Source organism: Acidimicrobiales bacterium (assembly GCA_035533095.1).
In the GTDB taxonomy this organism is placed as follows: Bacteria; Actinomycetota; Acidimicrobiia; order Acidimicrobiales; family Palsa-688; genus DATLUM01.
Genome location: DATLUM010000111.1, coordinates 13453 through 36554 on the forward strand (window position 1 = coordinate 13453; position 23102 = coordinate 36554).

The 23102-nt window shown below is 68.5% G+C and carries 21 protein-coding genes; 19 read left to right on the top strand and 2 right to left on the bottom strand.

What is annotated here, in order from left to right; all coding sequences use genetic code 11:
* Positions 1 to 4: 4 nt before the first annotated feature.
* The 15 genes from VNF71_14090 (at position 5) to VNF71_14160 (ending at position 15152) form a co-directional block, all read left to right on the top strand.
* On the top strand, positions 5 to 1444 hold the full coding sequence (locus VNF71_14090; GenBank protein ID HVA75685.1) for a UDP-N-acetylmuramoyl-L-alanyl-D-glutamate--2,6-diaminopimelate ligase: 1440 nt from the start codon (positions 5 to 7) through the stop codon (positions 1442 to 1444).
* Positions 1441 to 2469, top strand: coding sequence for a phospho-N-acetylmuramoyl-pentapeptide-transferase (gene mraY / locus VNF71_14095; GenBank protein HVA75686.1), 1029 nt, complete (start codon positions 1441 to 1443; stop codon positions 2467 to 2469). Before VNF71_14090 ends, mraY begins: the two co-directional genes overlap by 4 nt.
* The gene (gene murD / locus VNF71_14100) at positions 2466 to 3812 is read left to right on the top strand and encodes a UDP-N-acetylmuramoyl-L-alanine--D-glutamate ligase (protein ID HVA75687.1); all 1347 of its coding nucleotides are present in this window, start codon (positions 2466 to 2468) and stop codon (positions 3810 to 3812) included. The genes mraY and murD overlap by 4 nt, the downstream gene beginning before the upstream one ends.
* Before the next feature lie 170 nt (positions 3813 to 3982).
* Positions 3983 to 5032, top strand: coding sequence for a putative lipid II flippase FtsW (ftsW, locus tag VNF71_14105; protein ID HVA75688.1), 1050 nt, complete (start codon positions 3983 to 3985; stop codon positions 5030 to 5032).
* Positions 5029 to 6156 (top strand): undecaprenyldiphospho-muramoylpentapeptide beta-N-acetylglucosaminyltransferase, encoded by a 1128-nt coding sequence (gene murG, locus VNF71_14110; protein ID HVA75689.1) that lies wholly within the window; start codon positions 5029 to 5031, stop codon positions 6154 to 6156. Before ftsW ends, murG begins: the two co-directional genes overlap by 4 nt.
* Positions 6149 to 7561 carry a UDP-N-acetylmuramate--L-alanine ligase gene (gene murC / locus VNF71_14115; protein HVA75690.1) on the top strand — a complete coding sequence of 471 codons (1413 nt, stop codon included), beginning with the start codon at positions 6149 to 6151 and terminating at the stop codon, positions 7559 to 7561. The genes murG and murC overlap by 8 nt, the downstream gene beginning before the upstream one ends.
* Positions 7554 to 8534: a UDP-N-acetylmuramate dehydrogenase gene (gene murB / locus VNF71_14120; protein ID HVA75691.1), complete on the top strand. Its 981-nt coding sequence runs from the start codon at positions 7554 to 7556 to the stop codon at positions 8532 to 8534. Before murC ends, murB begins: the two co-directional genes overlap by 8 nt.
* Positions 8531 to 9505, top strand: coding sequence for an FtsQ-type POTRA domain-containing protein (locus tag VNF71_14125; GenBank protein ID HVA75692.1), 975 nt, complete (start codon positions 8531 to 8533; stop codon positions 9503 to 9505). The genes murB and VNF71_14125 overlap by 4 nt, the downstream gene beginning before the upstream one ends.
* Positions 9506 to 9701: 196 nt before the next feature.
* Positions 9702 to 10784 carry a cell division protein FtsZ gene (gene ftsZ / locus VNF71_14130; protein ID HVA75693.1) on the top strand — a complete coding sequence of 361 codons (1083 nt, stop codon included), beginning with the start codon at positions 9702 to 9704 and terminating at the stop codon, positions 10782 to 10784.
* A gap of 2 nt (positions 10785 to 10786) precedes the next feature.
* A complete protein-coding gene (locus tag VNF71_14135; GenBank protein HVA75694.1) occupies positions 10787 to 11470 on the top strand; it encodes a polyphenol oxidase family protein in 684 nt (227 codons plus the stop codon).
* Positions 11386 to 12186 (top strand): alanine racemase, encoded by an 801-nt coding sequence (locus tag VNF71_14140; GenBank protein HVA75695.1) that lies wholly within the window; start codon positions 11386 to 11388, stop codon positions 12184 to 12186. Before VNF71_14135 ends, VNF71_14140 begins: the two co-directional genes overlap by 85 nt.
* 25 nt (positions 12187 to 12211) lie before the next feature.
* Positions 12212 to 12727, top strand: a complete 516-nt coding sequence (sepF, locus tag VNF71_14145; protein HVA75696.1) for a cell division protein SepF — start codon at positions 12212 to 12214, stop codon at positions 12725 to 12727.
* Between the two features lie 12 nt (positions 12728 to 12739).
* The gene (locus VNF71_14150; protein ID HVA75697.1) at positions 12740 to 13012 is read left to right on the top strand and encodes a YggT family protein; all 273 of its coding nucleotides are present in this window, start codon (positions 12740 to 12742) and stop codon (positions 13010 to 13012) included.
* A gap of 87 nt (positions 13013 to 13099) precedes the next feature.
* Complete coding sequence (locus tag VNF71_14155) at positions 13100 to 13930, top strand: DivIVA domain-containing protein (protein HVA75698.1); 831 nt, start codon at positions 13100 to 13102, stop codon at positions 13928 to 13930.
* A 94-nt stretch (positions 13931 to 14024) separates the two neighbouring features.
* Positions 14025 to 15152 carry a hypothetical protein gene (locus tag VNF71_14160; protein HVA75699.1) on the top strand — a complete coding sequence of 376 codons (1128 nt, stop codon included), beginning with the start codon at positions 14025 to 14027 and terminating at the stop codon, positions 15150 to 15152.
* Positions 15153 to 15178: 26 nt separating this feature from the next.
* On the opposite strand, the gene VNF71_14165 is transcribed toward VNF71_14160, so the two are convergent.
* Positions 15179 to 16072, bottom strand: a complete 894-nt coding sequence (locus VNF71_14165) for an oxidoreductase (protein HVA75700.1) — start codon at positions 16070 to 16072, stop codon at positions 15179 to 15181.
* Positions 16073 to 16086: 14 nt separating this feature from the next.
* A complete protein-coding gene (gene ileS / locus VNF71_14170) occupies positions 16087 to 19197 on the bottom strand; it encodes an isoleucine--tRNA ligase (GenBank protein HVA75701.1) in 3111 nt (1036 codons plus the stop codon).
* Between the two features lie 164 nt (positions 19198 to 19361).
* Here ileS and VNF71_14175 point away from each other — a divergent pair, with 164 nt between their 5' ends.
* From VNF71_14175 to VNF71_14190, 4 genes are read left to right on the top strand one after another with little or no spacing between them, the layout of a single operon-like run.
* A complete protein-coding gene (locus VNF71_14175; protein ID HVA75702.1) occupies positions 19362 to 20417 on the top strand; it encodes a TraR/DksA C4-type zinc finger protein in 1056 nt (351 codons plus the stop codon).
* Positions 20375 to 20974 (top strand): signal peptidase II, encoded by a 600-nt coding sequence (gene lspA, locus VNF71_14180; GenBank protein ID HVA75703.1) that lies wholly within the window; start codon positions 20375 to 20377, stop codon positions 20972 to 20974. The genes VNF71_14175 and lspA overlap by 43 nt, the downstream gene beginning before the upstream one ends.
* On the top strand, positions 20967 to 21917 hold the full coding sequence (locus VNF71_14185) for an RluA family pseudouridine synthase (protein HVA75704.1): 951 nt from the start codon (positions 20967 to 20969) through the stop codon (positions 21915 to 21917). Before lspA ends, VNF71_14185 begins: the two co-directional genes overlap by 8 nt.
* Before the next feature lie 6 nt (positions 21918 to 21923).
* A complete protein-coding gene (locus VNF71_14190; protein HVA75705.1) occupies positions 21924 to 23102 on the top strand; it encodes a branched-chain amino acid ABC transporter substrate-binding protein in 1179 nt (392 codons plus the stop codon).

The window sequence follows — 23102 nt, forward strand, 5'->3', positions numbered from 1 at the left end:
AGCGATGCGGCTCGACGGGTTGGTTGCGGAGGCGGGCCTGGCGGCACTGGATCTGATCGTCGAGATCAGTGGGGATCCCTCGACCGAGGTTCTGTCGCTCACCATGGACTCCCGCGGTGTCACCGCGGGAGCGATGTTCGCGTGTGTCCCGGGTCACACCATGGACGGCCACGAGTTCGCGGGTGAGGCCGTCGCGGCGGGAGCCGCCGCGCTGCTGTGCGAAAGGCGCCTGGAGGTAGGCGTGCCGCAGGTCGTCGTGACCTCGGTCCGGCGGTCTTTGGGGCCGGTCGCCGACGCGATCTTCGGCCATCCCTCGAGGCAGCTGACCGTGGTCGGGGTCACGGGGACCAACGGCAAGACCACCACGTGCGCCCTCCTGTCCTCGGTGTTCGATACGAACGGGTGGCCCAGCACTACCATCGGTACGCTCACCCAGCAGCGCACCACCCCCGAAGCACCGGAGCTGCAAGCTCTTCTGGCTGGTTGGCGGGACCGCGGGGGCCGAGCGATCGCCATGGAAGTCTCCTCCCACGCCCTCGATCAGCACCGCACCGACGCGCTGAGCTTCGCAGCAGGAGTGTTCACCAACCTGACACCCGAGCACCTCGACTATCACGAAACCATGGACCAGTACTTCGAGGCGAAAGCACGGCTCTTCGAGCCGGGCAGTGTCCGCCTGGCGGTGGTTAACACCGGCGACGCATGGGGTTCCCGGCTCGCGGAGCAGGTGCGCTCCAGTGGCCTGCCGGTGGCCGAGTTCTCGCTCTCCGACGCGAGCGACCTCGAGCTACGGCCCGGTGGCAGCACCTTCGTCTGGGAAGGGCACCGGCTCGTGGTCAATCTGGGCGGGCGGTTCAACGTGGAGAACGCCCTTGCGGCGGCTACGTGCGCCCGGTCGTTGGGGATCGAGACCGACGCCATAGCGGCCGGCCTGGCTTCGCTTTCAGGGGTGCAGGGTCGCTTCCAGGTGGTCGACGCCGGCCAACCGTTCTCCGTGATCGTGGACTACGCCCACACTCCGGACGGGCTCAGCAAGGCGCTGATGGCGGCCAGAGAACTCGGGTCCGGAAAGCTGATCGTCGTCTTCGGGGCGGGCGGGGACCGGGATCACGAGAAGCGGCCGTTGATGGGGGCGGCAGCCTCCCGGCTCGCGGACCTGGCCGTGATCACCTCCGACAATCCCCGTTCGGAGGACCCGATGTCGATCATCGATCAGATCCTCACCGGAGCCGAGGGCAACGCCAACGTCGTCACCGAGCCTGACCGCGCAGCTGCCATCGCGACTGCACTGGCGAACGCGTCGGGCGGCGACGTCGTGCTGATCGCCGGTAAGGGGCACGAGCGAGGGCAGGACATCGGCGGCCGCGTGGTGCCCTTCGACGACGTCGAGGTGGCCAATGCCGCCATCGCACGGATACTCGCTTCGAGGCGACCCGGCGAATGATCGATCTGCTGCTCGCCGGAGGCATCGCGCTCGCGGTCGCCATGCTCGGGACACCCCTGCTGATCAGCTGGCTGCGCAAACGCGGCATCGGCCAGCAGATCCGCGAGGACGGCCCCGAAAGGCACCTGACGAAAGCCGGCACGCCGACCATGGGCGGCGTCGCCCTCATCGGTTCGGCCGTACTCGGATACCTCGTCTCGCACATCGAGACCACCTTCACCACCCGCGGCATCGTGGCGACCGTCACCGTGTGCGCGGCGGCCGGGATCGGCCTCATCGACGACTGGATCAAAGTGCACCGGCAGCGCAGTCTCGGTCTCAACAAGAGGGCCAAGGCGGGCGGTCAGTTCGTGGTGGCGCTCGCATTCGCGATCGTCTGCGTGACCTGGTTGAAGGTCGACACCCATCTGTCGTTCACCCGGTACAACTCACTCGGGATCGACCTCGGGAAGGTCGGCTGGGTGATCTTCGCGGTGCTCGTGATCGTCGGCTTCAGCAACGCGGTCAACCTCACCGACGGTCTCGACGGTCTGGCCGCCGGGTCGTCGACGTTCACGTTCGCCGCCTTCACGGTGATCGGCTTCTACCAGCTGAAGCACTTCGATCTCTACAGGAACCCGGCTTCGCTCGACGAAGCCGCGCTCGCCACGGCGATGATCGGAGGCTGTGCGGGCTTCCTGTGGTTCAACGCGGCTCCCGCCCGCATCTTCATGGGGGACACCGGCTCGCTCGGAATCGGCACGGCTGTCGCGACGCTTGCTCTGTTGGAGAACGTGGATCTCCTGTTGCCGATCGTCGGTGGACTCTTCGTGCTCGAGACCCTCTCGGTGATCGTACAGGTCGGGAGCTTCCGTCTCTTCGGCCGCCGCGTGTTCCGGATGGCGCCGATACACCACCATTTCGAACTCGTCGGATGGCCCGAGACGACCGTGATCGTCCGCTTCTGGATACTCGCAGGCCTGTTCACAGCGCTGTCGCTCGGAGCGTTCTACGCGGACTTCCTGTCCAAGGGGGGAACCGGATGACGGGGCGCGTGGTGGTCGTGGGTTTCGGGGTCACGGGAAGGGCGGTGGCGCGTTGCCTTCTGGCGCGCGGCGACGAGGTCACCGTCTTCGACGACTCCCCTTCGACGGATCTCGTCGCGGCCGCGGCCGCGCTCGGCGTCTCGGTGGAAGCGACCCCGCCCGCCTCGGATCTCACGGGTCGCATCTCAGGAAGCAAGCTGCTGGTCCCCAGCCCCGGCGTCCCGGCGTCGCATCCGGTCTACGAGGCGGCGGATGCGGCCGGTGTACCTGTGCGCTCGGAGATAGAGCTGGCGTGGGAGATTCGTCCCGCCGGCGGCCCGGAGCTCGTCGCGATCACCGGCACCAATGGGAAGACGACCGTGACCACCCTGGTGGCCGCCATGCTGCAGGCGTCCGGCAGGTCGGCGATCGCTGCGGGCAACATCGGCGTCCCTCTGGTCGAGGCCGTCAACTCCGGCACGGACGTCTGCGTGGCCGAGGTGTCGTCCTTCCAGCTTCAGTTCATCGAGGCGTTCCGGCCGCACGTGAGTTGCTGGCTGAACCTCTCACCCGATCACCTCGACTGGCACCCGACGATGGGCCACTACGCAGCCGCCAAGGCGCGCATCTGGCAGAACCAGGGCCCCGGCGACACAGCGGTGATCAACGCCGACGACCCTCTCGTGTCGGCTGCCGCTTCCTCGATCCCCGAGGGTGTCGGCGTCGTCGAGTTCTCGATCGCGAAAGCGGAGGCTGGTTACGGCTTCGACGGCGACGTCTTGCGCGGGCCGGACGGTGACCCGATCGTCGCGGCGAAGGAACTGCCGCGTGCCCTTCCTCACGATGTCGCGAACGCGCTGGCGGCCGCAGCGGTCGCAATGGCAGCCGGCGCGTCGACCGAGGGTTGCCGCTCGGCGTTGAGAGGAGCACCCCTTCTGCCGCATCGGGTCGCGCTCGTCGGCTCCGGTGGGGGAGTCGACTGGTACGACGATTCGAAGGCAACCACTCCGGCGTCGGTCGTCGCCGCGGTCGCCGGCTTCCAGTCCGTGGTTCTCATCGCCGGCGGACGCAACAAGGGGATCGACCTCAGCGTGCTGGGTTCCACGGTCCCTCCCGTTAGGGCCGTGGTCGCGATCGGAGAAGCAGCGGGCGAGGTGATCGAGGCGTTCCGTGACCTGGTCCCCGTGCAGAGCGCCGGCACGATGGAGGAAGCGGTCTCCGCCGCGGCCCGGTTGTCCCGGCCGGGTGACTCGATCCTGCTGTCGCCGGGCTGCGCCAGCTTCGATTGGTACACGTCCTACGCGGCGCGCGGTGACCATTTCGCTTCGCTTGTGAAGTCGATGTTGTCGAAGGGGGAATCATGATCCGTACCGATCAACTCACGCGAGGTCGCCCCGCGCGGAATGGCGGGGCACGCGCCACGGTCTCACGGCCCGCGCCGGCTCGTGCTCGCGAACGCGGCTCTGCGTCGACGCAAACCCGTGCACCGTCTCGGGTTCCGTCCCAAGGCGGGACCTTCATCCTGCTCGTCTCTTTGCTGGCCGTCCTCTGCCTTACCGGCGTGGTCATGGTCCTGTCCGCCTCGTCGATCCTCAGCCTCCACCAGTACGGGTCGCCGTGGCACTTCTTCCTCCGCGAGATCATGTGGCTGACGGTCGGCATCGCCGGGTTCGCCGTCGCCGTCCGGGTCGATCACCAGGCTTGGCGGCGCCTGGCGCCGGGAGCGATGTACGTGTCGATCGGCTTGCTCTTCGCCGTCCTAGTGCCGGGTATCGGCGTCCGGGCGTCGGGCGCGGCCCGCTGGCTCGGTACGTCGTCTTTGCAGATACAGCCCTCCGAGATGGCAAAGCTGGCACTGGTCGTGTTCGCTGCGGACATCCTGGACCGGCGGTCACGCAAGGGCGACTGGAAGTACCAGGCGGTGCCGGTGCTGGCGGTTCTCGGCTTGCTCGTGCTTCTCGTCATGGCCCAGCCCGACATGGGGACGACCATGGTGCTCGTATGCATTGTGCTCGCCATGCTGTTCACCGCCGGCGTGCCGGCCGCCGTCATGGCAGCGCTCATGGGTTTCATCGCCTCCTGCGGTCTCCTGCTCGCGGTGGCGGCACCGTACAGGTGGCGCCGGATGACATCGTTCATCAACCCCTTCAAGGACGCTTCGAACACCGGGTACCAGTCGGTGCAGGGTCTCCTGGCTCTCAGCCACGGGCACGTCCTCGGGGACGGCCTAGGGTCGAGCATCGCAAGTTACGGCTACCTGCCCAACGCGCAGACCGACTTCATTTTCGCCGTTCTGGGCGAGGAGACGGGCCTGTTGGGCGGCCTGGTCCTCAGCGGCCTGTTCGTGCTGCTCGGTGTCGTCGGGGTGAGGCTGGCGTGCAACGCCCGCACCCGTTACGCAGCTCTCCTGGCAGCGGGGATCACCGCGTGGATCGTCGGGCAGGCCGTGATCAACATCGGCGCGGTGGTCGGGCTCCTGCCGGTGACCGGCGTGCCGTTGCCGTTCGTCTCCTTCGGCGGATCCTCGCTCGTGATCAACCTCTTCGCCATGGGAGTGCTCGCCAACATCGCAAGGCCACGGTGACCGAGCGGCCACCTCGCGTCTGGGCGGTTATCGCGGGAGGCGGAACCGGTGGCCACACTGTTCCTGCCCTGGCAATCGGGCGGGCGCTCGTGGAGCGCGGCCACCCCCGGGAGAGCATTCACTTCGTGGGGTCGGCCAGGGGAATCGAGCGCCGGATGGTACCAGCGGCTGATTTTTCGATAACCCTGCTTCCCGGGAGGGGAATAGCCAGGCGGCTGACGCTCGACAACGTGGGCGCGGTCGCCGGTCTGGCATGGGCCTTCTTCCGCGCGGTCGGCTTGCTGCTCCGACTGCGACCCGCCGTCGTGGTCACTGTCGGCGGATACGCCAGCGTGGCGTGCGCTGCCGCGGCGGCCCTGTTGCGCATCCCCCTGGTCGTCGCCGAGCAGAACGCGGCCCCGGGCCTCGCGAACCGCCTAGCAGGCCGGGTGGCGCGCGCGTGTGCCGTGTCGTTCCCGGGCACACCGCTGCCTCGCCCGGTCGTGACCGGGAACCCGGTCCGTCAGGAGATCGTCTCGGTTGACCGATCCGCACAAGAGCGCGCTCGGTCGAAGACGGAGCTGGGCATACCTCCTGAACGCACCCTCGTAGCCGTTGCCGGCGGATCGCTCGGTGCCAGGCGCATCAACGACGCCACCCTCGGCCTCGCCTCGCTCTGGTGTGACCGGACCGACGTCGCGATCCGTCACGTGGTGGGAGAGCGCGACTACGAGTCGGCAGCCGCGAGGACGCCGGTGCTCGAGCCGGGAACCCTCGTCTACCAGTTGGTCAGTTTCGAGGACAGGATGGACCTTCTTCTGAGCGCAGCCGATGTGACGGTGCAACGCGCCGGCGCAAGTACCGTCGCCGAGCTGTCGGTGGCAGGTGTGCCGTCGGTGCTGGTCCCCCTTCCCGGCGCGCCCGGGGACCACCAGACCCTCAACGCGCTCAGCCTTGCGCAGGCGGGTGCCGCCGTGATCGTGCCGGACGCCGAGCTCGACGCCGGGAGGCTCGCCTCTGAGCTCGACCGTCTCATCTCCGACCCGGCGATCCTCGAGTCGATGGCGACCGCGGCGAAGGCCCTCGGCCGCCCCGACGCAGCGTCCGCGGTCGCCGCGCTCGCGGAAGAGCACGCCCGTGGCTGACCAGCGGGGGATCCCGGACCTCGCGAGGCCGGTTCGGATCCACGTCGTGGGAGCGGCCGGCGCCGGGATGAGCGCCATAGCGACCGTTCTGGCGGCCATGGGTCACCGCGTCACCGGCAGCGACGCCGCCGGCGGCGCCGCGGTCCAGCGCTTGAAGGACATCGGTGTCGATGTCCACGTCGGGCACGACCCGGCGTTGGTGGAGGGCGCCGAGATCGTCGCCGTCTCCACCGCCGTGCCCGACGGGGACCCGGAGGTGCAAGCGGCACGTGCGAAAGGCGTGCGGGTGGTCCGCAGGTCAGAGATCCTGGCGGCCATCTGCCGGCAGAAGCGGACGATCGGCGTCTCCGGCACCCACGGCAAGACCACGACCTCGTCCATGCTTGCGGTGCTGCTGCGCCACGCCGGGTTCCGCCCGTCGATGGTGATCGGCGGGGACGTAGCCGGCGTGGGCCCTGGCGCGGTCTGGGAACCCGACGGGGAATGGATGGTCGTGGAGGCCGACGAGAGCGACGGTACGTTCCTGGAGCTCGGGTGCGAGGCGGTCGTGGTCACCAGCGTGAGCGCGGACCACCTGGACCACTACGGCACCCGCCAGGAGATCGACGCCGCCTTCCGGCGTTACGTCTCCGAAGCACCCGGACCCGCGGTCATCTGCGCCGACGACCCGGGAGCATCCGCGTTGGTGCCCCACGTCACTCCAAAGGAGCGCGTACGTACCTACGGGCAGTCGCGCGACGCCCGTGTCCGGGTGAGCAACGTCTCGCTTCAGCGGTTCGGGAGTGAGTTCGACCTGCACGACGACGGTCGACCGAGAGGCCGTTTCGTCGTGGCCGCGCCCGGCTTGCACAACGTTCTCAACGCGTCCGGCGCGATCGCAGCTGCGGTCTCGATAGGAAGTGGCTGGGAGGCCGCGCGGGACGGGATCGCGGCGTTCGAGGGAGTCGGTCGCCGATTCGAGTTGAGAGGGGAATCCCGCGGCGTCACCTTCGTCGACGACTACGCGCACAATCCCGAGAAGGTGACCGCCGCACTGGCAGCGGCGCGCGCCGGTCGATGGCAGCGCGTCGTGGCGGTCTTCCAGCCCCACCGTTTCACGCGAACGCAAGCCTTGTGGCGCGAGTTCGGACCTGCTCTCGCCGGAGCGGACATCCTCGTCGTCACCGATGTCTACGGCGCGGGGGAGGACGCGATCCCCGGAGTGAACGGCGAGCTGGTCGCCCGAGCAGTGAGGGACACCTCTCCAAGCTCGGACATCCGGTACGTCCCCACGCTCGAGGGCGCCGCCCGCCTCCTCGCCGAGCTGCTCCGCCCGGGCGATCTGTGTCTCACGATGGGCGCCGGGGACGTCACGAAGCTCCCCGGGCTCGTGATGGGACTGCGCGAGGGAGACCCCGATGCCTGAATTCCCGGCACCGGCGGCCGGCGCGGACCGGTCCGCGGTCGAGGTCGCCGCGAAGCACCTCGCTCCTCTCGGGGAGCAGGTGCAGCGAAACGGCCCGTTAGGCGTTCTCACGACATACCGCGTCGGTGGTGCCGCAGCGCTCCTGGTGACCGCCCGCGACGTGAGCGACCTCGCTGCGGTCGCCTCGGCGTCGAGAGCGTCCGGCTTGCCGGTGCTGACCGTCGGCAAAGGGTCGAACCTGCTCGTCTCCGACGCCGGATTCCCCGGGATAGCGCTGATCCTCGAACCAGACGCGTTCTCGGGCATCGAGATCCACGGGACCACCGTGCGGGCCGGCGCCGCGGTAGCTCTGCCCGTTCTCGCCCGCCAAAGCGTTGAAGCGGGGCTCACCGGCATGGAGTGGGCGGTCGGGGTTCCCGGATCGGTCGGAGGCGCGGTGCGGATGAACGCCGGCGGCCACGGATCCGACATCGCGCACCACCTCATCCGCGCAACCGTCTTCGACCTCCGCAAACAGGACGGGGCGTCGCAGTGGCGCATCGCCGACTTGGACTACTCGTACCGCCACTCGGCGGTGACCCCCCAGCACGTCGTGATCGAAGCGAGCTTCGGTCTGGCGAACGGCGACCCCGGCGCCGGCAAGGAGACCATCCGCGAAATCGTCCGTTGGAGGCGCGACCATCAACCGGGTGGGCAGAACGCCGGTTCGGTGTTCACCAACCCGCCCGGCAGCTCTGCAGGCGCGCTGATCGACTCGGCGGGCCTCAAGGGACGCCGATGGAGGAGCGCGGAAGTGTCGACCAAGCACGCCAACTTCATCCAAGCCGACCAGGGCGGCTCCGCTGACGACGTGAGGGAGCTGATCCTTCTGGTGCGCAGGGAGGTCGAGCGGCGCCACGGGATCTCCCTCCAGCCGGAGGTCAGGATGATCGGCTTCGAAATGGATCAACCTCGAGTGGAGGATCAGGCTTGAGCACGACGCTCGAGAGTGGGAAACGGCCCCGCATGGACCCGCGGATCGCCCGGCGCCGCCTCGAGGTCCGCAGGGAGGAAGGGCGGAGGCGTCTGCGGATCCTCGTCACCTGCTCCGTGGCGGCGGTCATCGTGTGCCTGCTCGTCGGGTCGTTGTGGACACCGATATTCAAGGTCCGCCACGTTCGTGTGAACCTCGGCCCCGCACCCACGGGGCCCGCCGTACCCGCGACGGTGTCGCTGAACGCGCAGCAGGTGATAGCGGCAGCCGGCCTGGCGAAGCGGCGTCTCATGATCGACGTCGACGGTGCAGCGGTGGCGCGCCGGCTCGACGGGGTCCCCGTCCTCGGTGACGCTCGCGTGTCGATCGATTGGCCCGGGACGGTCCGTGTCAGCGTTGTCGAGCGCCGGCCGGTCGCCACGGCCGCCGCTCCAGCGCAGCAGGGGAGCCCGCCGCGGTGGGCCCTCGTGGACGCGACCGGCCGCGTGCTGTCAGTGACCTCCACGCCTGTGGCGGGACTGCCGGTGATATACGGCTCCGGTGCGCTACCCGGACCCGGCGGCTGGTTCCAGGGCAGCGCGGGCCCGTCGGCTCCTTTGTCCACCGCTGCTGCTCCGGGCGCCAGATCCCCGGTGTCAGCGGCGCTCGTCGACATGAACGCGCGGTCGGACAGCACTGACGTCCCCGAAGGCATCGCCGCCGCCCTCGCGCTCGCCGCGGCGCTGCCGGCGGACATCCGCGGCGAGGTGCAGTCGATCACGCTCGACCCCAAGGCACCCGCTGTCCTGACCCTCGCCGTCCTGCCGGCGAAGGTGGCGTCTGGTTGGATCAGCGTCCACCTGGGCGACGGTTCTCAGCTCGCCGCCAAGCTGACCGCCTTGGACACCCTGCTCACCCAGGCGAATTTGTCCGGGGTGACCTCCATCGACCTGTCGGTTCCTGACCGTCCGGCAGCCTTGACGGCGCGATGAAGCCCGGGGTAGCCTCTCAACCCACGCCGGAGGTTGACATAACTCTCTAGTAGAAGTCAAGACTTTGCGAGGGATTCAATGCTCGAGCATCCGCGACGGCGAACTCGCGGCGTGACACGCTTTTGACCACAGCACTCGTTTCGATCGATAAAGAGCACCGGGTTCCCGGTGCGTTGCAGTGCCCGGGAGGGTTCTCATGGCCGGTGCCGCCCAGAACTACATCGCCGTCATAAAGGTCGTCGGGATCGGCGGCGGCGGCGTCAACGCGGTCAACCGCATGATCGATGCCGGGCTGAAGGGTGTCGAGTTCATCGCGGTGAACACCGACGCCCAGGCACTGCTCATGAGCGACGCGGACGTCAAGCTCGACATCGGCCGCCAACTGACTCGCGGCCTCGGCGCGGGCAGCGACCCCGAGGTCGGCCGGGCGGCCGCAGAGGAGCACCGTGAGGAGATAGAGGAAGTCCTCAAAGGTGCCGACATGGTCTTCATCACCGCCGGCAAAGGCGGCGGGACGGGCACCGGCGGCGCACCGGTGGTCGCGGAGATCGCCAAGTCGCTGGGCGCGTTGACGATCGGAGTCGTGACCCGCCCCTTCGGCTTCGAAGGGAGGCGCCGGTCGCTGCAGGCGGAGTCCGGCATCCAGCGCCTGAAGGAGAAGGTGGACACCCTGATCGTGATCCCCAACGATCGCCTCCTCACGGTGTCCAACGACAAGACGTCGATGGTCAACGCCTTCAAGATGGCGGACGAGGTGCTGCTCCAAGGTGTCCAGGGGATCACCGATCTCATCACCACGCCCGGTTTGATCAACACGGACTTCGCCGACGTCAAGATGATCATGAACAACGCGGGCAGCGCGATCATGGGCATCGGCACTGCCTCTGGCGACGGCCGCGCGGTCACCGCGGCGAAGCTTGCGATCACCTCACCGCTGCTCGAGGCTTCCATCGAAGGCGCGCGCGGGATCCTTCTCAACATTGCCGGCGGCAGCGACCTCGGCCTGTTCGAGGTCAACGAGGCTGCCGAGATCATCCACGGGGTCGCGCACCCCGACGCCAACATCATCTTCGGCCAGGTGATCGACGACTCGATGGGTGACGAGGTCAGGGTCACGGTCATCGCCGCCGGCTTCGACAGGTGGGAGGACGCCTCGACGCGGGATCGATCCGGCTCGAGCGGCGGTATAGGCCTTGCTGAGACGGAACGCGAGCTACGCGACGAAGACGAGATGGGGCTCGTCGGAGATGAGTTCGACGTCCCTGACTTCCTGAAGTAGCGGTGGCAGCCGGGGTGTACATGCACCCGGCCGACTGGGAGCTGGCCGGCGGAATCAGGGTGCGCAGCACCAGCTGCGCGCAGGGGGATATGGCCGGCGCCGGCTCGACCGTCGAACGCCGGAGGCGCGCCGCCGTCGACGAGACGTGGACGCTCCTTCGCCAGGTCCACGGCCCGCGAGTCGTCGTGGTCGACCATCCGGGAGCTGCGAGCGGAGAGCCGGCGGATGCAGCGGTCACGACCAAGCCCGGTGCCGCGCTGGCCGTGCTGACTGCGGATTGCGCGCCGGTCGGCCTCGGCAGCCCAGAAGGCGTGCTCGGCGTGGTGCACGCGGGATGGAAGGGACTGCGGGCGGGGGTGGTCGAGTCCGCGGTCACCACCATGCGCCGGCTGGGCGCCACCCGGATAGAAGCGGTGCTCGGGCCGTGCATCCGCCCCTGCTGCTACAGCTTCGGGGAGGACGACCTCCAGGACATGGCGGGCCGGTACGGTCAGGGCGTTCGCTCCTGCGACAGGCACGGAACGCCGGCGTTGGACCTTCCCGCCGCGGTGAAGGTTGCGCTTCACAACGCCGGCGCGACGTTGGTGGGCGAGTCGAAGTCGTGCACCGGCTGCTCCGGGAGCTACTGGTCGTGGCGGACCGGTTCGACACAGCGGCGCCAGGCGACGGTCGTTTGGCGCCCGTGAGGGAGCAGGCGGTTCTCTTGGACAAGCCGACGGACCCGGAGACGCCAGGAGCGTTCGACCCCCAGTCGGTGAGCGGACGCCTCGCCGAGGTCCGCGAACGCATCCGCGCGCGTGGAGCCGACCCTGACGAGATCCGGATCGTCGCTGTTACCAAGGGATTCGGGTCTGACGCGGTCGGGGCGGCGGTCGCAGCAGGCGCGCCCGACGTCGGCGAGAACTACGGCCAGGAGCTGCTGGCGAAGGCCGGCGCCGCGCCGCCGGGTGCTCGCTGGCACTTTCTCGGCAAGGTCCAGCGGAACAAGGTGCGCCGCCTCGCGCCCGTGGTGAGCGTGTGGCACGGCGTCGACCGGCCCGCTGCCGCCGACGCCATCGCATCAGCCTCCCCCGGTGCGACCGTGTTCGTTGAAGTCAACGTCGCCGGTGCCGCAGGCAGGCCAGGCTGCAGCCCCGGCGAACTGGACGGGCTGGTCGAGCACTGCCGCGGCCTTCCGCTCGACACGGCAGGCCTGATGACTGTGGCGCCGGCCGGCGACGCCGAGGCGGCGCGCCAGTGCTTCCGGTGGCTGGCGGGCGAAGCCCGCCGTCTGGGTCTTCGGGAGCTGTCGATGGGTATGAGCGACGACTTCGAGGTGGCCGTCGACGAAGGCGCCACCACCCTGCGGCTGGGCAGGGTTCTTTTCGGTCCGCGCCCTGGCCGGGTGGCGGTGCAACGATAGGCTTCGGGTTTACTGGGAGGCACTCATGGCATCAGGGATCATGCGCAAGGCGATGGTGTACCTGGGACTCACTGACGACGAGTACGAGGATTACGAACCATATGAGGACCAGCCGCCGGCTGTCAGCCAGCCGCGCCGTTACTCGGAACCGATGGAGAGCGGATCGGTCTCGGCCGTCCGCCCCGTCCGCGAGATGCCAGAGCCCGGCAACGGCGTGACCATAACCCCGCGTTCCGCCGTTGTCCGCCCCATCACACCGATGCACGGGGCGAAGGTCCACGTGGTGGCTCCATCCCGATTCGCCGACGCCCAGGAGATAGGCGATCGTTTCAAGAACGGTCAGCCCGTGATAGTGAACCTGCAATCCAACGATCGCGAACTGTCCCGGCGGATGATCGATTTCTGCAGCGGCGTGACGTACGCGCTGTCGGGAAGCATGGACAAGGTGGCGGACCAGGTGTTCCTCCTCACGCCGTCCAACGTCGAGGTCTCAGCGGAGGAGAAGCGCCGCCTCCAAGAGCGCGGCCTCTACAAGTCCTGACACGGCTCGCGCGTGCTGAGCTTTCGCGGTGGCAACATCCTCTACGACCTCGGGCAGCTCTACGTCCTGATCCTGTTCGCCCGGGCGATACTGAGCTGGTTTCCCTACAGCCACAACTCACCACTGAACCCGGTCCGCAAGATCGTCTTCGTGCTGACAGAACCTGTCCTGGCGCCGTTCCGCCGGATCATCCCGCCGGTGGGCATGTTCGACTTGTCCTTCCTGGTCGCGTTCATCGTCGTCGAGCTGATTGTCCAGAACGTCTTCGCCAGGCTCCCGATCTGAACTTGGGCGTCCCGCTGATCCGCAGGACCCCGCTCAGCGGACCCCCGGTCCGTACGGGTCCGGTGCCGCCGAAGTACAGTTGATCGCATGGAGGTTTCGCCGAAGACCCTGCGTGAAGTCGAGTTCCGGGAGAAGATGCGGGGCTACCACCCCGAGGATGTCGACCATTTCCTCGAGCAGGTGGCGGCTGGCCTGGAGGTGATGCAGGACCGCTTGCGCCAAGCCGTGGAGCGCGCCCAGCGAGCCGAGGCGGCAGCGTCGGAGGCTGGTGGGAGCGATGAGACACTGAGAAAGACCCTCGTGCTGGCGCAGCGGACCGCCGACATGGCTGTCCAGGAGGCGCGCGAGCAGGCGGCGCGGATCCTGGCAGGAGCCGAGCAGCAGGCTCAGGCGATGCTGGCCGACGCCGAGGAGCGGGGCCGCCGGGCGCACGAGGACGCCGTCAACGAAGTCCGCGCCGAGCTCGGCAGGTTGGAGGCCGCGCGCGAGCAGTCGCAGCAGGAGGTGGAAGCGCTCGAGCACTGGCTGGAAGAGCACAAGACCCACCTGCAGGCGTCTCTCTCCGAGGCGCTCGCGTCCGTCGAGAAGGTCGGCGTGCTCTGGCCGGCTCCCACCACGCGGCCGATCGACAACGGTTTGCTCAACCGCGCACCCGCCGCCCAGGAAGGTCATGGCGGTGGCCCGGACACGGCCGTCTGGAGTCCATCCGATGAGGAGTACGAAGGCGAAGAGGAGCTGGAGGCTCCCGGCACCAACGGGCCGTCGTTCGCCCCGCCACTCCAGGCGGGCGTGGTGGACGTGCGGCCCGCAAATGAGGCGAGCGCGGGGCCCGACGACCAGGCGATGGACGACTTCTTCCAGGATGTGGATCCACTCGCCGACGACCGCCGCGGCGGTCGGCTTCGCCGGCGTCGCTAGCACGTCCGGGCGAGTTGGTGGGGCACTCCGGGAACCAGTGGCGCGCGGCAACTAGGGTGCTTCACGCTTCGTCTCCGTTCGGGAAGGTGATCCTGTGTTGCTGCTGGTGACGGTCGGGCTGGTGCTCGCCGGCTTGATACTGCTGATCGTCGGGTTCGTCCAGGACTCCCTCACCCTCATCTACCTGTCGATCGCGTGCGCGGCGATCGCGGGGCTCGCGCTGATCGTCTTCAGCCGTCTCAGCCGCCGGCGTGCGGTCACGTTGGCAGCCGAAGGTGTACCGGCCGCCTCGGGACCGCCTTCACCGAGCCTGGTGCCGGCCGCCTCTGCTCCGGCGCGCGCGAGGGGCACCGGGGCGGTCGCGCCGCCCGCTCCTCGGCCGGACCCATCGGGCTTCGGTTCGGCCGTCGCAGAACCGACAGAGCCGTTCGCCGCCCGGTACGCCGCCGGGCCCGACGAGGAGAGTTTCGACCCGGGGGAGCCGACCGCGCCCCAACCCGCGCGGCCGGTGATCCAAAAGCCGGCGATGGCAACCACCCGGATGGACCCCGTCCGCGAACCGGCACCGGTCGCGGCGAAAGACGCTGCTGAGGACGACGACTGGGGCGACGATGACTGGGGCGACGAGGTCGTGTTCCCCATCGAGGACTACGACGAGCTGAGGGTCGCCGAGATCGTCCCGTTGCTGCCCGAGCTCGACTCCGACGAGCTCGAAGAGGTGCGCGATCGGGAGGCCTCTGGCAAGGCCCGCGGGGGCATCCTTGCGAGGATCGACGAGCTGCTCGGCGTCGCGCCATCCGCTTCCGTGACGAGAGCTACCGCGCCCGGCAGGTCCGCGGCGCGCAAGGCCGCTCCGGCCAAGAAGGCGGCGGCCACCACGAAGAAGGCGCCGGCCGAAGCGGTCGGTCGGGCGGCCCCGGCGAAGGCGGCGGGCGAAGCGGCCGCGGCGAAGGCACCGGTCAAGGCGGCCAAGGCACCGGCCAAGGCCGTCAAGGAGGCCGGCGCGACGACTAAGGCCGTTGCGAAGAAGACAGCTGCCAAAGCTGCTCCTGCACCCGCCCCGGCCAAGAAGGCGGCGCCGGCGAAGAAGGCCGCGAAGGAAGCCGCACCCGCAGCCAGCCCCACGGCCAAGAAGGTCGCGGCGGCCAAGAAGGGTGCTGCGGCCAAGAGCGCAGCGCCAGTCGCGAAGAGCGCCCGGAAGCGCACCCCGCCTCCCGCCTGACGGCGGACCGGGGGCGCCAGATTCCCTCAGTCAGCCGGCGTTTGCAGAGGGAACTTCACTCCGGTCAGTTCTTCGGACACCTCCCAGAGACGTCGTGCGGCGTCCGCGTCGCGAGCTGCTCGGGAACGCCCGACGAGCTTGGGCGAGCCACGTTGCTCCATGAATCCGCCCGGACCGACGTAGCTGTTGCCCGGGATGTCAGCGACTGCCGCGTACAACGTCGGCAGGGCGCCGCCCTGGTCGTCCTGTGCGAAAAGGCGGTTGCCGATGGCCATGAAGAAATCCATCGAGCGCCGTCCGCTGTGCGACTGGAGGTTGGTGGCGGCGTATCCGGGGTGGGCCGCCACCGCCGTGACGTTGGATCCCGCGGCGGCCAAGCGTCGCTGTAGATCGGCGGTGAACAGCAGGTTCGCGAGCTTGGATTGCCCATAGGCACGCCACGCCCGGTAGCGCTTGCGCTCCCAGTTGAGGTCGTCGAAATCGACCTTCGCGAAGTGGTGAACGTAGGAGGAGATGGTCACCACACGGCTCGTGATGCGATCGAGCAGCAGGTTGGTCAGCGCGAAATGCCCGAGGTGGTTCGTGCCGAGCTGCATCTCGAAACCGTCGACGGTGCGGGCCAGTGGCGGCACCATTACCCCGGCGTTGTTGATGAGGATGTCCACGTCGCCGTTCCATTCCACCGCGAACCGGCGCACGGACTCGAGGCTGGCGAGATCGAGGCTGCGGACCTCGGTGTCGCCCTGCATCGTCTCTGCCGCCTCTCGACCTTTGTCGAGGTTGCGGACCGCGAGGACGACACGGGCTCCCCTCGACGCCAGGGCACGTGCCGCGGCTCGACCGATACCGCTGTTGGAGCCCGTGACGATGACGGTACGGCTCTTCATATCGGGAAGGTCTGAGGCGGTGAATGTCGGCATCGGTAGGTCTCCTCTCAGACGCGCTTCACGCTCACTGCGGCGGGGGTCCCGTCGGCTAGCTCGTGGTGCGCCCAGCCCTCGCCCGGCTCCTCCGCGAACCGGATCTCGCGAGCCAGCACCTGCTCGGCGATCCAATCCCGGTGTGCATCGATCGCTGCACCCACCTCCGGTGGGCCGGAGACGTCCAGCAGTATCCGGTCGGCGACGTTGAGACCCTGGTCGCGCCGCATCTGCTGGACGACGCGGACGAGGTCGCGCGCACGCCCCTCGACCGCCAGCTCGTCGGTGATGGCAATGTCGAGCACCACGACTCCACCGTTCTCGGGCAGCGCCCTCGTCGTCGCCTCGTCAGCGGGCTGCACCCTCATATCGAATTCGCCCGACTCGAGGATCGACTCGCCCACCCGAGCCCGCCCGTCGGCCAGGACCTCCCAATCACCCCGTCGCGCGGCTGCTGCGGCGGCCTGGGTGGCGGGCCCCAGACGGGGGGCGGCCACCTGGAACACGATGCCGAGCGTCCGGGTAGCGAGCCCCTCGACCGAGCCGGTGAACACCACCTCCTTGACGTTCACCTCGTCGGCGATGAGATCCGAGAACTTCTCCAGCCTCCCGACGTCGTCGCCGGCGACCGCGAGCCGGGACAGCGGCAGGCGCGCACGGAGCCCGTTCGCCTTGCGCACCGAGTGGGCCGCGGAGCACACCTCCCGCACGAGGTCCATGTCGGCGACCAGCTCGTCGTCGGCAGGCAGCGACGTCGCGTCCGGCCAGTCCTGCAGGTGCACCGACTCGCCGCCGGTGAGGCCCTGCCACACCGCCTCGGACACCATCGGCATCAGCGGGGCGGTGACCCTGCACAGCACCTCGAGCACGGTGCCGAGGGTGTCAAAGGCGTCCTGGGCCGACTGCTCCTCGATGCTGGTGCCCCAGAAGCGGTCGCGGCTGCGACGGATGTACCAGTTGGTGAGAGCGTCGAGGAAGCCTTCCACCGCAGCACATGCGTCGGACAGCTCGTACGAATCGAGCGCGTCCGTCACCGAACCGACCAGGGCGCGCAGCTTGGCAAGGATGTAGCGATCCAGCGTTCCCGGAGCGTCAACACGACCGACCCTGGCCACCCTCCCGTCCGCGTTCGCGTAGAGAGTGAAGAAGTACCAGGCGTTCCAAAGCGGCAGCAGCGCGGAGCGGACCGCGTCTGTGATCCCCTTCTCGTCGGCGATCAGGTTGCCGCCGCGAAGCACGGAGGAGGACATCAAGAACCAGCGCATCGCGTCGGCGCCGTGTCGTTCGAACATCGCCTCCGGATCGGGATAGTTGCGAAGCCGCTTCGACATCTTCTGCCCGTCGTCACCTAGCACGACCCCGTGGGTGAGGCACCCCTTGAACGCGGGCCGGTCGAACAGCGCTACTGCGAGGACGTGAAGCGTGTAGAACCACCCGCGGGTCTGGCCTATGTACTCGACGATGAAGTCGCCAGGAAAGTGCTCGTCGAACCACTCGCGGTTCTCGAACGGGTAGTGCACCTGGGCGAAGGGCATCGACCCCGACTCGAACCAGCAGTCGAGGACGTCGGTGACGCGTCGCATCGTCGACCGGCCCGTGGGGTCGTCAGGATTGGGCCTCGTCAATCCGTCTATGCGCGGCCGGTGAAGGTCCGTGGGGCGCACGCCGAAGTCTCGCTCGAGCTCGTCCAGGCTCCCGTATACGTCGATCCGCGGGTATTCGGGGTCGTCGCTCTTCCACACCGGAATCGGCGAGCCCCAGAAACGGTTGCGCGAGATCGACCAGTCACGGGCGTTGGCGAGCCATTTGCCAAACGACCCTTCCTTGACGTGCTCGGGCACCCAGTCGATCTGCTGGTTGCATTCGAGGAGCCGGTCCTTGATGGCGGTGACGTTGACGAACCAGGAGCTGACCGCCCGGTAGACGAGCGGCGTGTCGGTTCTCCAACAGTGTGGGTAGGCGTGCACGTAGGAGTCCTGGCGGATGAGCGAACCGGCGGAGCGAAGCGCGCGGATGACCGGCTGGTTGGCCTCGAAGACCTGCATGCCGGCGAAGTCCGGAACCTCCTCGGTGAAACGGGTGCGATCGTCGACCGGGCAGATGACCGGTATGCCCGCCGCCGCGCAGACCAACTGGTCGTCCTCGCCGAACCCCGGGGCCAGGTGGACGACTCCCGTTCCTTCGTCGGTGGTCACGAAGTCGGCACCGAGCACGACGAAGGAGTTCTCGGTCGAGGCGAAGTAAGGGAAGAGCGGCCGGTACTTGCGCCCCACGAGGGCCGAGCCCGCGAGCACTCCCGTGCGCGTCGCACCGGCGAGGTCTTTCTCATACTTCGCAGCGGCATCTTCACCCAGGGCAAAGACCCGGCCGTCGCGCTCGTAGACCGCGTACTGGACCGCGGGCCCGACCGCCAGGGCGAGGTTGGAGGGCAGCGTCCAGGGAGTGGTCGTCCACACCCAAAGGTCCATCTCACCGGCCGCGGGCTCCTCGGCCTCCAGCGTGAACGCCACGGTCACGGCCGGGTCCTGCCTGTCGCGGTAGGCGTCGTCCTGTCTCGTCTCGGAGTTGGACAGCGGCGTTTCGCACTCCCAGCAGTACGGGAGCACCCGGTAGTCCTCGTAGAGGAGATCCTTCTCCCACAGCTGCTTGAAGGCCCACATGACGCTCTCCATGTAGGGGAGGTCCATGGTCTTGTAGTCGTTGTCGAAATCGACCCAGCGCGCCTGGCGGGTGACGTACTTGCGCCACTCCTGCGTGTAGCGCAGCACCGACGACTTGCAGTAGCTGTTGAACCGCGCGACTCCGTACTCTGTGATGGGTCCCCGGCCGGACACCCCGAGCTCCTTTTCCGCCTCGGTTTCGGCGGGAAGCCCGTGGCAATCCCAGCCGAAACGCCGCTCTACTCTCTGGCCGCGCATGGTCCGGTAGCGCGGGACGGCGTCTTTGACGTAGCCCGTCAGGAGGTGGCCGTAGTGGGGGAGCCCGTTGGCGAAAGGGGGCCCGTCGTAGAAGACGAACTCGTCCGCGCTGGAACGGGCCTCGACTGACCGGCGGAAGGTATCCGCTTTTTCCCAGCCCGCGAGGATCTCCTCCTCGATCCGAGGGAACCGCGGGGACACTGGCACATCTGGGTACGGTCTGTCGGATCCCTCAGGCATCCCACCACGATACGGTGGAACAAGAAGGCGGTTATGAGTGTTTCGCTGCGAGCAACGTGCGGGCGCGGCCGTGGTAGGGTGCCGCGCCCCTCGGGTACGACGCCGGCGCTACGAGCGAGGTCGCAGGCCAGATGACAGCGAAAAAGGCAACGACTCCAAAGTCCAACAAGACCGTCTCCCGGGTCCTGGCCAGGGCCAAGGCGGCGGTCAAGGGCAGGTCTACCGCCCGGGTTGCTTCGACCCGTGCGGCGTCCGCCAAGCAGGCACCTCCCGTTAAGTCGGCTCGGGCCGGCAAGACGGCGGCGGCCAAATCGGCACCCGCCAAGAAGACAGCACCCGCCAAGAAGACAGCACCCGCCAAGAAGACAGCACCCGCCAAGAAGACAGCACCCGCCAAGAAGACGGCAGGCACAAAGAAGGCCGCGCCGGCCAAGAAGGCAGCAGCACCCAAGAAAGCACCAACGGCGAACAAGACAGCACCAGCGAAGAAGAAAGTGCCAGCGAACAAGACACCACCAGCCAAAACGACCGCTGCCAAGACGCCGGCACCGACCAAGGCGCCAGCGCCTGTCAGGAGCGCCGCAGCGACCAAGGGCGCACCGGCGAAGAAGGCTGCTCCCGCGAAGAAACCCGAACCAGTGAAGGCTGCCGCCAAGACTGCGCCGGCGCAGAAGGCCGAACCTGCGAATGCCGCACCGCAAGCGAAGGCTGCGCCCCCAGCCAAGGCCGGTCAGGTCACCAAGCCGGCCCAACCCTCGAAGGCTTCGACCCCGAAGCCGGCTCCCCCGCCCCCTCCGCCGAAGCCGACGCGCGAGCGCCTCGCGTTCTTCGAGCGGCAGCGGCAACTGCTCCTCGAGGAGCGCGACAACTACATCAGCCAAGCTGAAGTACTCAAGGCACAAGCCGACTCGCTCGCCTTGGAGCACGAGCCGGGTGACGTCCAGTTCGACGAGGAGGGAGGCGAGGGGGGCACCTCCAACGTCGACCGGGAGATGGACCTCGTCCTGTCCGCCCAGGCGCGTTCGGCGGCTGCTGAGATCGACCGCGCCCTGACGAAGATCGACGCCGGTACCTACGGCATATGCGAGCAGTGCGGAAGGCAGATTCCTGACGCCAGGCTGCAGGCGCTTCCTTACGCGGCTCTATGCGTGTCTTGCAAGAGCGGCGGGCTGTCCGCCCGCCGGTAACCGTTCCGGCTGCGGTTGCGGGCAGCGGCCGGCGGTTGTTGGCCGTCCCGGTTCTCGCCGCGATAGTCGTCACGGCGGACCAGGTATCCAAGACGTGGGCTCTGCACCACACCCTTGGGGGTCGCCACGTGTTGTGGACCCTGTGGTTCGATCTCACGTTCAACAGCGGCGCGGCCTTCGGCATCGGGCACGGCGTAACGCCCCTCGTCGAGGCTGCGGTGCTCGTGGTGGTCGTCGGGTTCCTTCTGCTCGGCCACCGGGCGGCGCGGTCGGCTTCCTGGCCGATGATCGCATCCCTGGGTCTGGTCACGGGCGGGGCCGTCGGCAACCTGGCCGACCGCTTCTTCCGTCACATCCCCGGCCGTCCGGGATCGGTCATCGACTTCATCGCCGCCGCCCGCGTGGGCCAGCACGATTGGTGGCCGGTGTTCAACGTGGCCGACTCGTGCATCGTCGTCGGCGTGATAGTCCTGTTGCTCTCGATCCGCCGGCGCCCACAAGCCGGCCGGCCGGGACCTGACGATCCGGCCGAGGAACACGCGAGCACTGATGGATGAGGTGTTCGACGTCCCCGCGGCGCTCGAGGGGGAGCGACTCGACAGGGCGCTCGCCCTCCTGACGGGCCTCACCCGCAAGGAAGTCGACGACATCGTCGCCGCCGGCCGGGTTCAACTCGGCTCCGCTCCGGCCTCGTCGCGCAGCCGCCGGATTCACGCCGGCGAACACATTCGCGTCACCGGAGGGACCGAGCGGCAGACGCCCGCGGCGCCGGGCGGTGAGGAGGGGGTGCCGTTCGAGGTGGTGTGGAGCGATTCGGAGCTTGTGGTTGTCGACAAGCCGGCGGGTGTCGTGGTGCACCCGGGATCCGGAAACCGCAGCGCGACCCTGGTGAACGGCCTCCTCGACCGCTTCCCGGACATGGCAGGCGCGTTCTCCGAACCGGAGGCAGCGCAGCGACCTGGAGTCGTGCACCGTCTCGACAAGGGGACATCGGGGCTTCTCGTGTTCGCCCGCACCCCTGCCGCGCTCGAATCGCTGCAGCACCAGATGGCCTCCCGGTCCGCCCGCCGCGAATACCTGGCTCTCGTGGCGGGGGACCTCGAGTCCGATCGTGGTTTGATCGATGCGCCGATCGGCCGGTCGGCCCGCGACCCTGTCCGCATGCAGGTGCAGGCCGGCGGCAGGCGGGCGCGCACGAGCTACGAGGTCGTGGAGCGCTTCGGAAACCCCGCGTCGTGCTGCCTGGTTCGGTGCCGGCTGGAGACGGGCAGGACCCACCAGATCCGCGTCCATTTCGCTTCCATCGGGCATCCGGTGGTAGGCGACGACCGTTACGGCACCCGCCGGCTCGGGAGCAGGGAACCGCTGAAGCTTGGAAGGCAGTTCCTGCATGCGACGATGCTGTCGTTTGACCATCCGTCGACCGGTGAGCGCTTGAGCTTCGAGTCGCCGCTCCCCGCGGATCTCGCCGCGGTGCTGGACGAGTTGCGGGGTTGCTGAGTCGGCGTGCGCAGATCAACCCCGCTTCGGGCCGCGGTGCCGGCGTTGCTGATCGCTTGCGTCTTTCTCGTCTCGGCATGCGGCTCCGGCACAGGTTCATCAGGGGCGGCCGGTACGACGACGACCACCACCCTCGCTGCGCCTACAGCGACCGTGCGATTCGGGTACATAGGAACCTTGAGCGGCCCCACCGGTTACCTGGGCACCGCTATTCAAGATGGCGAGAAGTTGGCCATCAGCCAGTTCGACGCGGTCAACCCGCCCGTGGGAGTCGCACTGGACAGCGTCGACACGGCCGGCGGTGCGAACCGGGCGCGCAGCGGTGCGCTGCGGTTGGTCTCCGACAGGGTCGTCGCTGTGATCGGCCCGACATCCGGCGCAGCGGCCAGTGCAGCGGACCCGGTCTTCGAGCTGGCGGGAATTCCGAGCATCACGGTTTCGGCGGCCGAGGTGTCGTTGGCTCAGCACCGGTGGAGGTTCTTCCACCGGCTGGTCCCCGACGATTCCGCCCAGGGCCGGGCGGACGGCGGCTACCTCGTGAATTCCCTCCACGCCGCAACCGTGGCCGTGATCGACGATTCGACGGGCCCGTCGCGTGAACTGTCGGTATCGACCGCGCAGGCCGTCACCTCCGCGGGGGCGAGGGTGGTCTACACCGGTCACCTCGACGGGCGGAGCACCGACCTGGTGTCTCTCGCGAACGGCGTTCTGGCAGTGTCACCCAACGCTGTCTTCTTCGCCGGCTCGCCGTCCGATGCAGCGCGGGTGATCAGCCGTCTCCGCGCCGGTGGCTACACCGGTAAGTTCATGCTCGGTGGGTCCGACGGCACCAGGCTGGTCGCAGACGCCGGCGTATCCGCTGAAGGGTCTTACGTGGCGTGCGCCTGCGCGAGCACAGCCGAGAACGGCGGCGCGCAGGCCTTCAACGCCGCTTTTCTCGCCCAGTTCGGGACCAGCCCGGGCCCCTACGCCGCCGAGGCCTACGACGCGACCAATGCGATCCTGCAAGCGATCCAATCGGGACGGTTGTCCCCGGCGGCGATCAACCACTTCCTCGCCTCGATCGACTACGCCGGCATAACCCGCACCGTGAAGTTCCAGCCGGACGGCAACTGGGCCGGTGACAACGTGTACGTGTACAGGGTCCAATCAGGCCAACTGGCCGAGGTGAGCCCTGCGGGATGA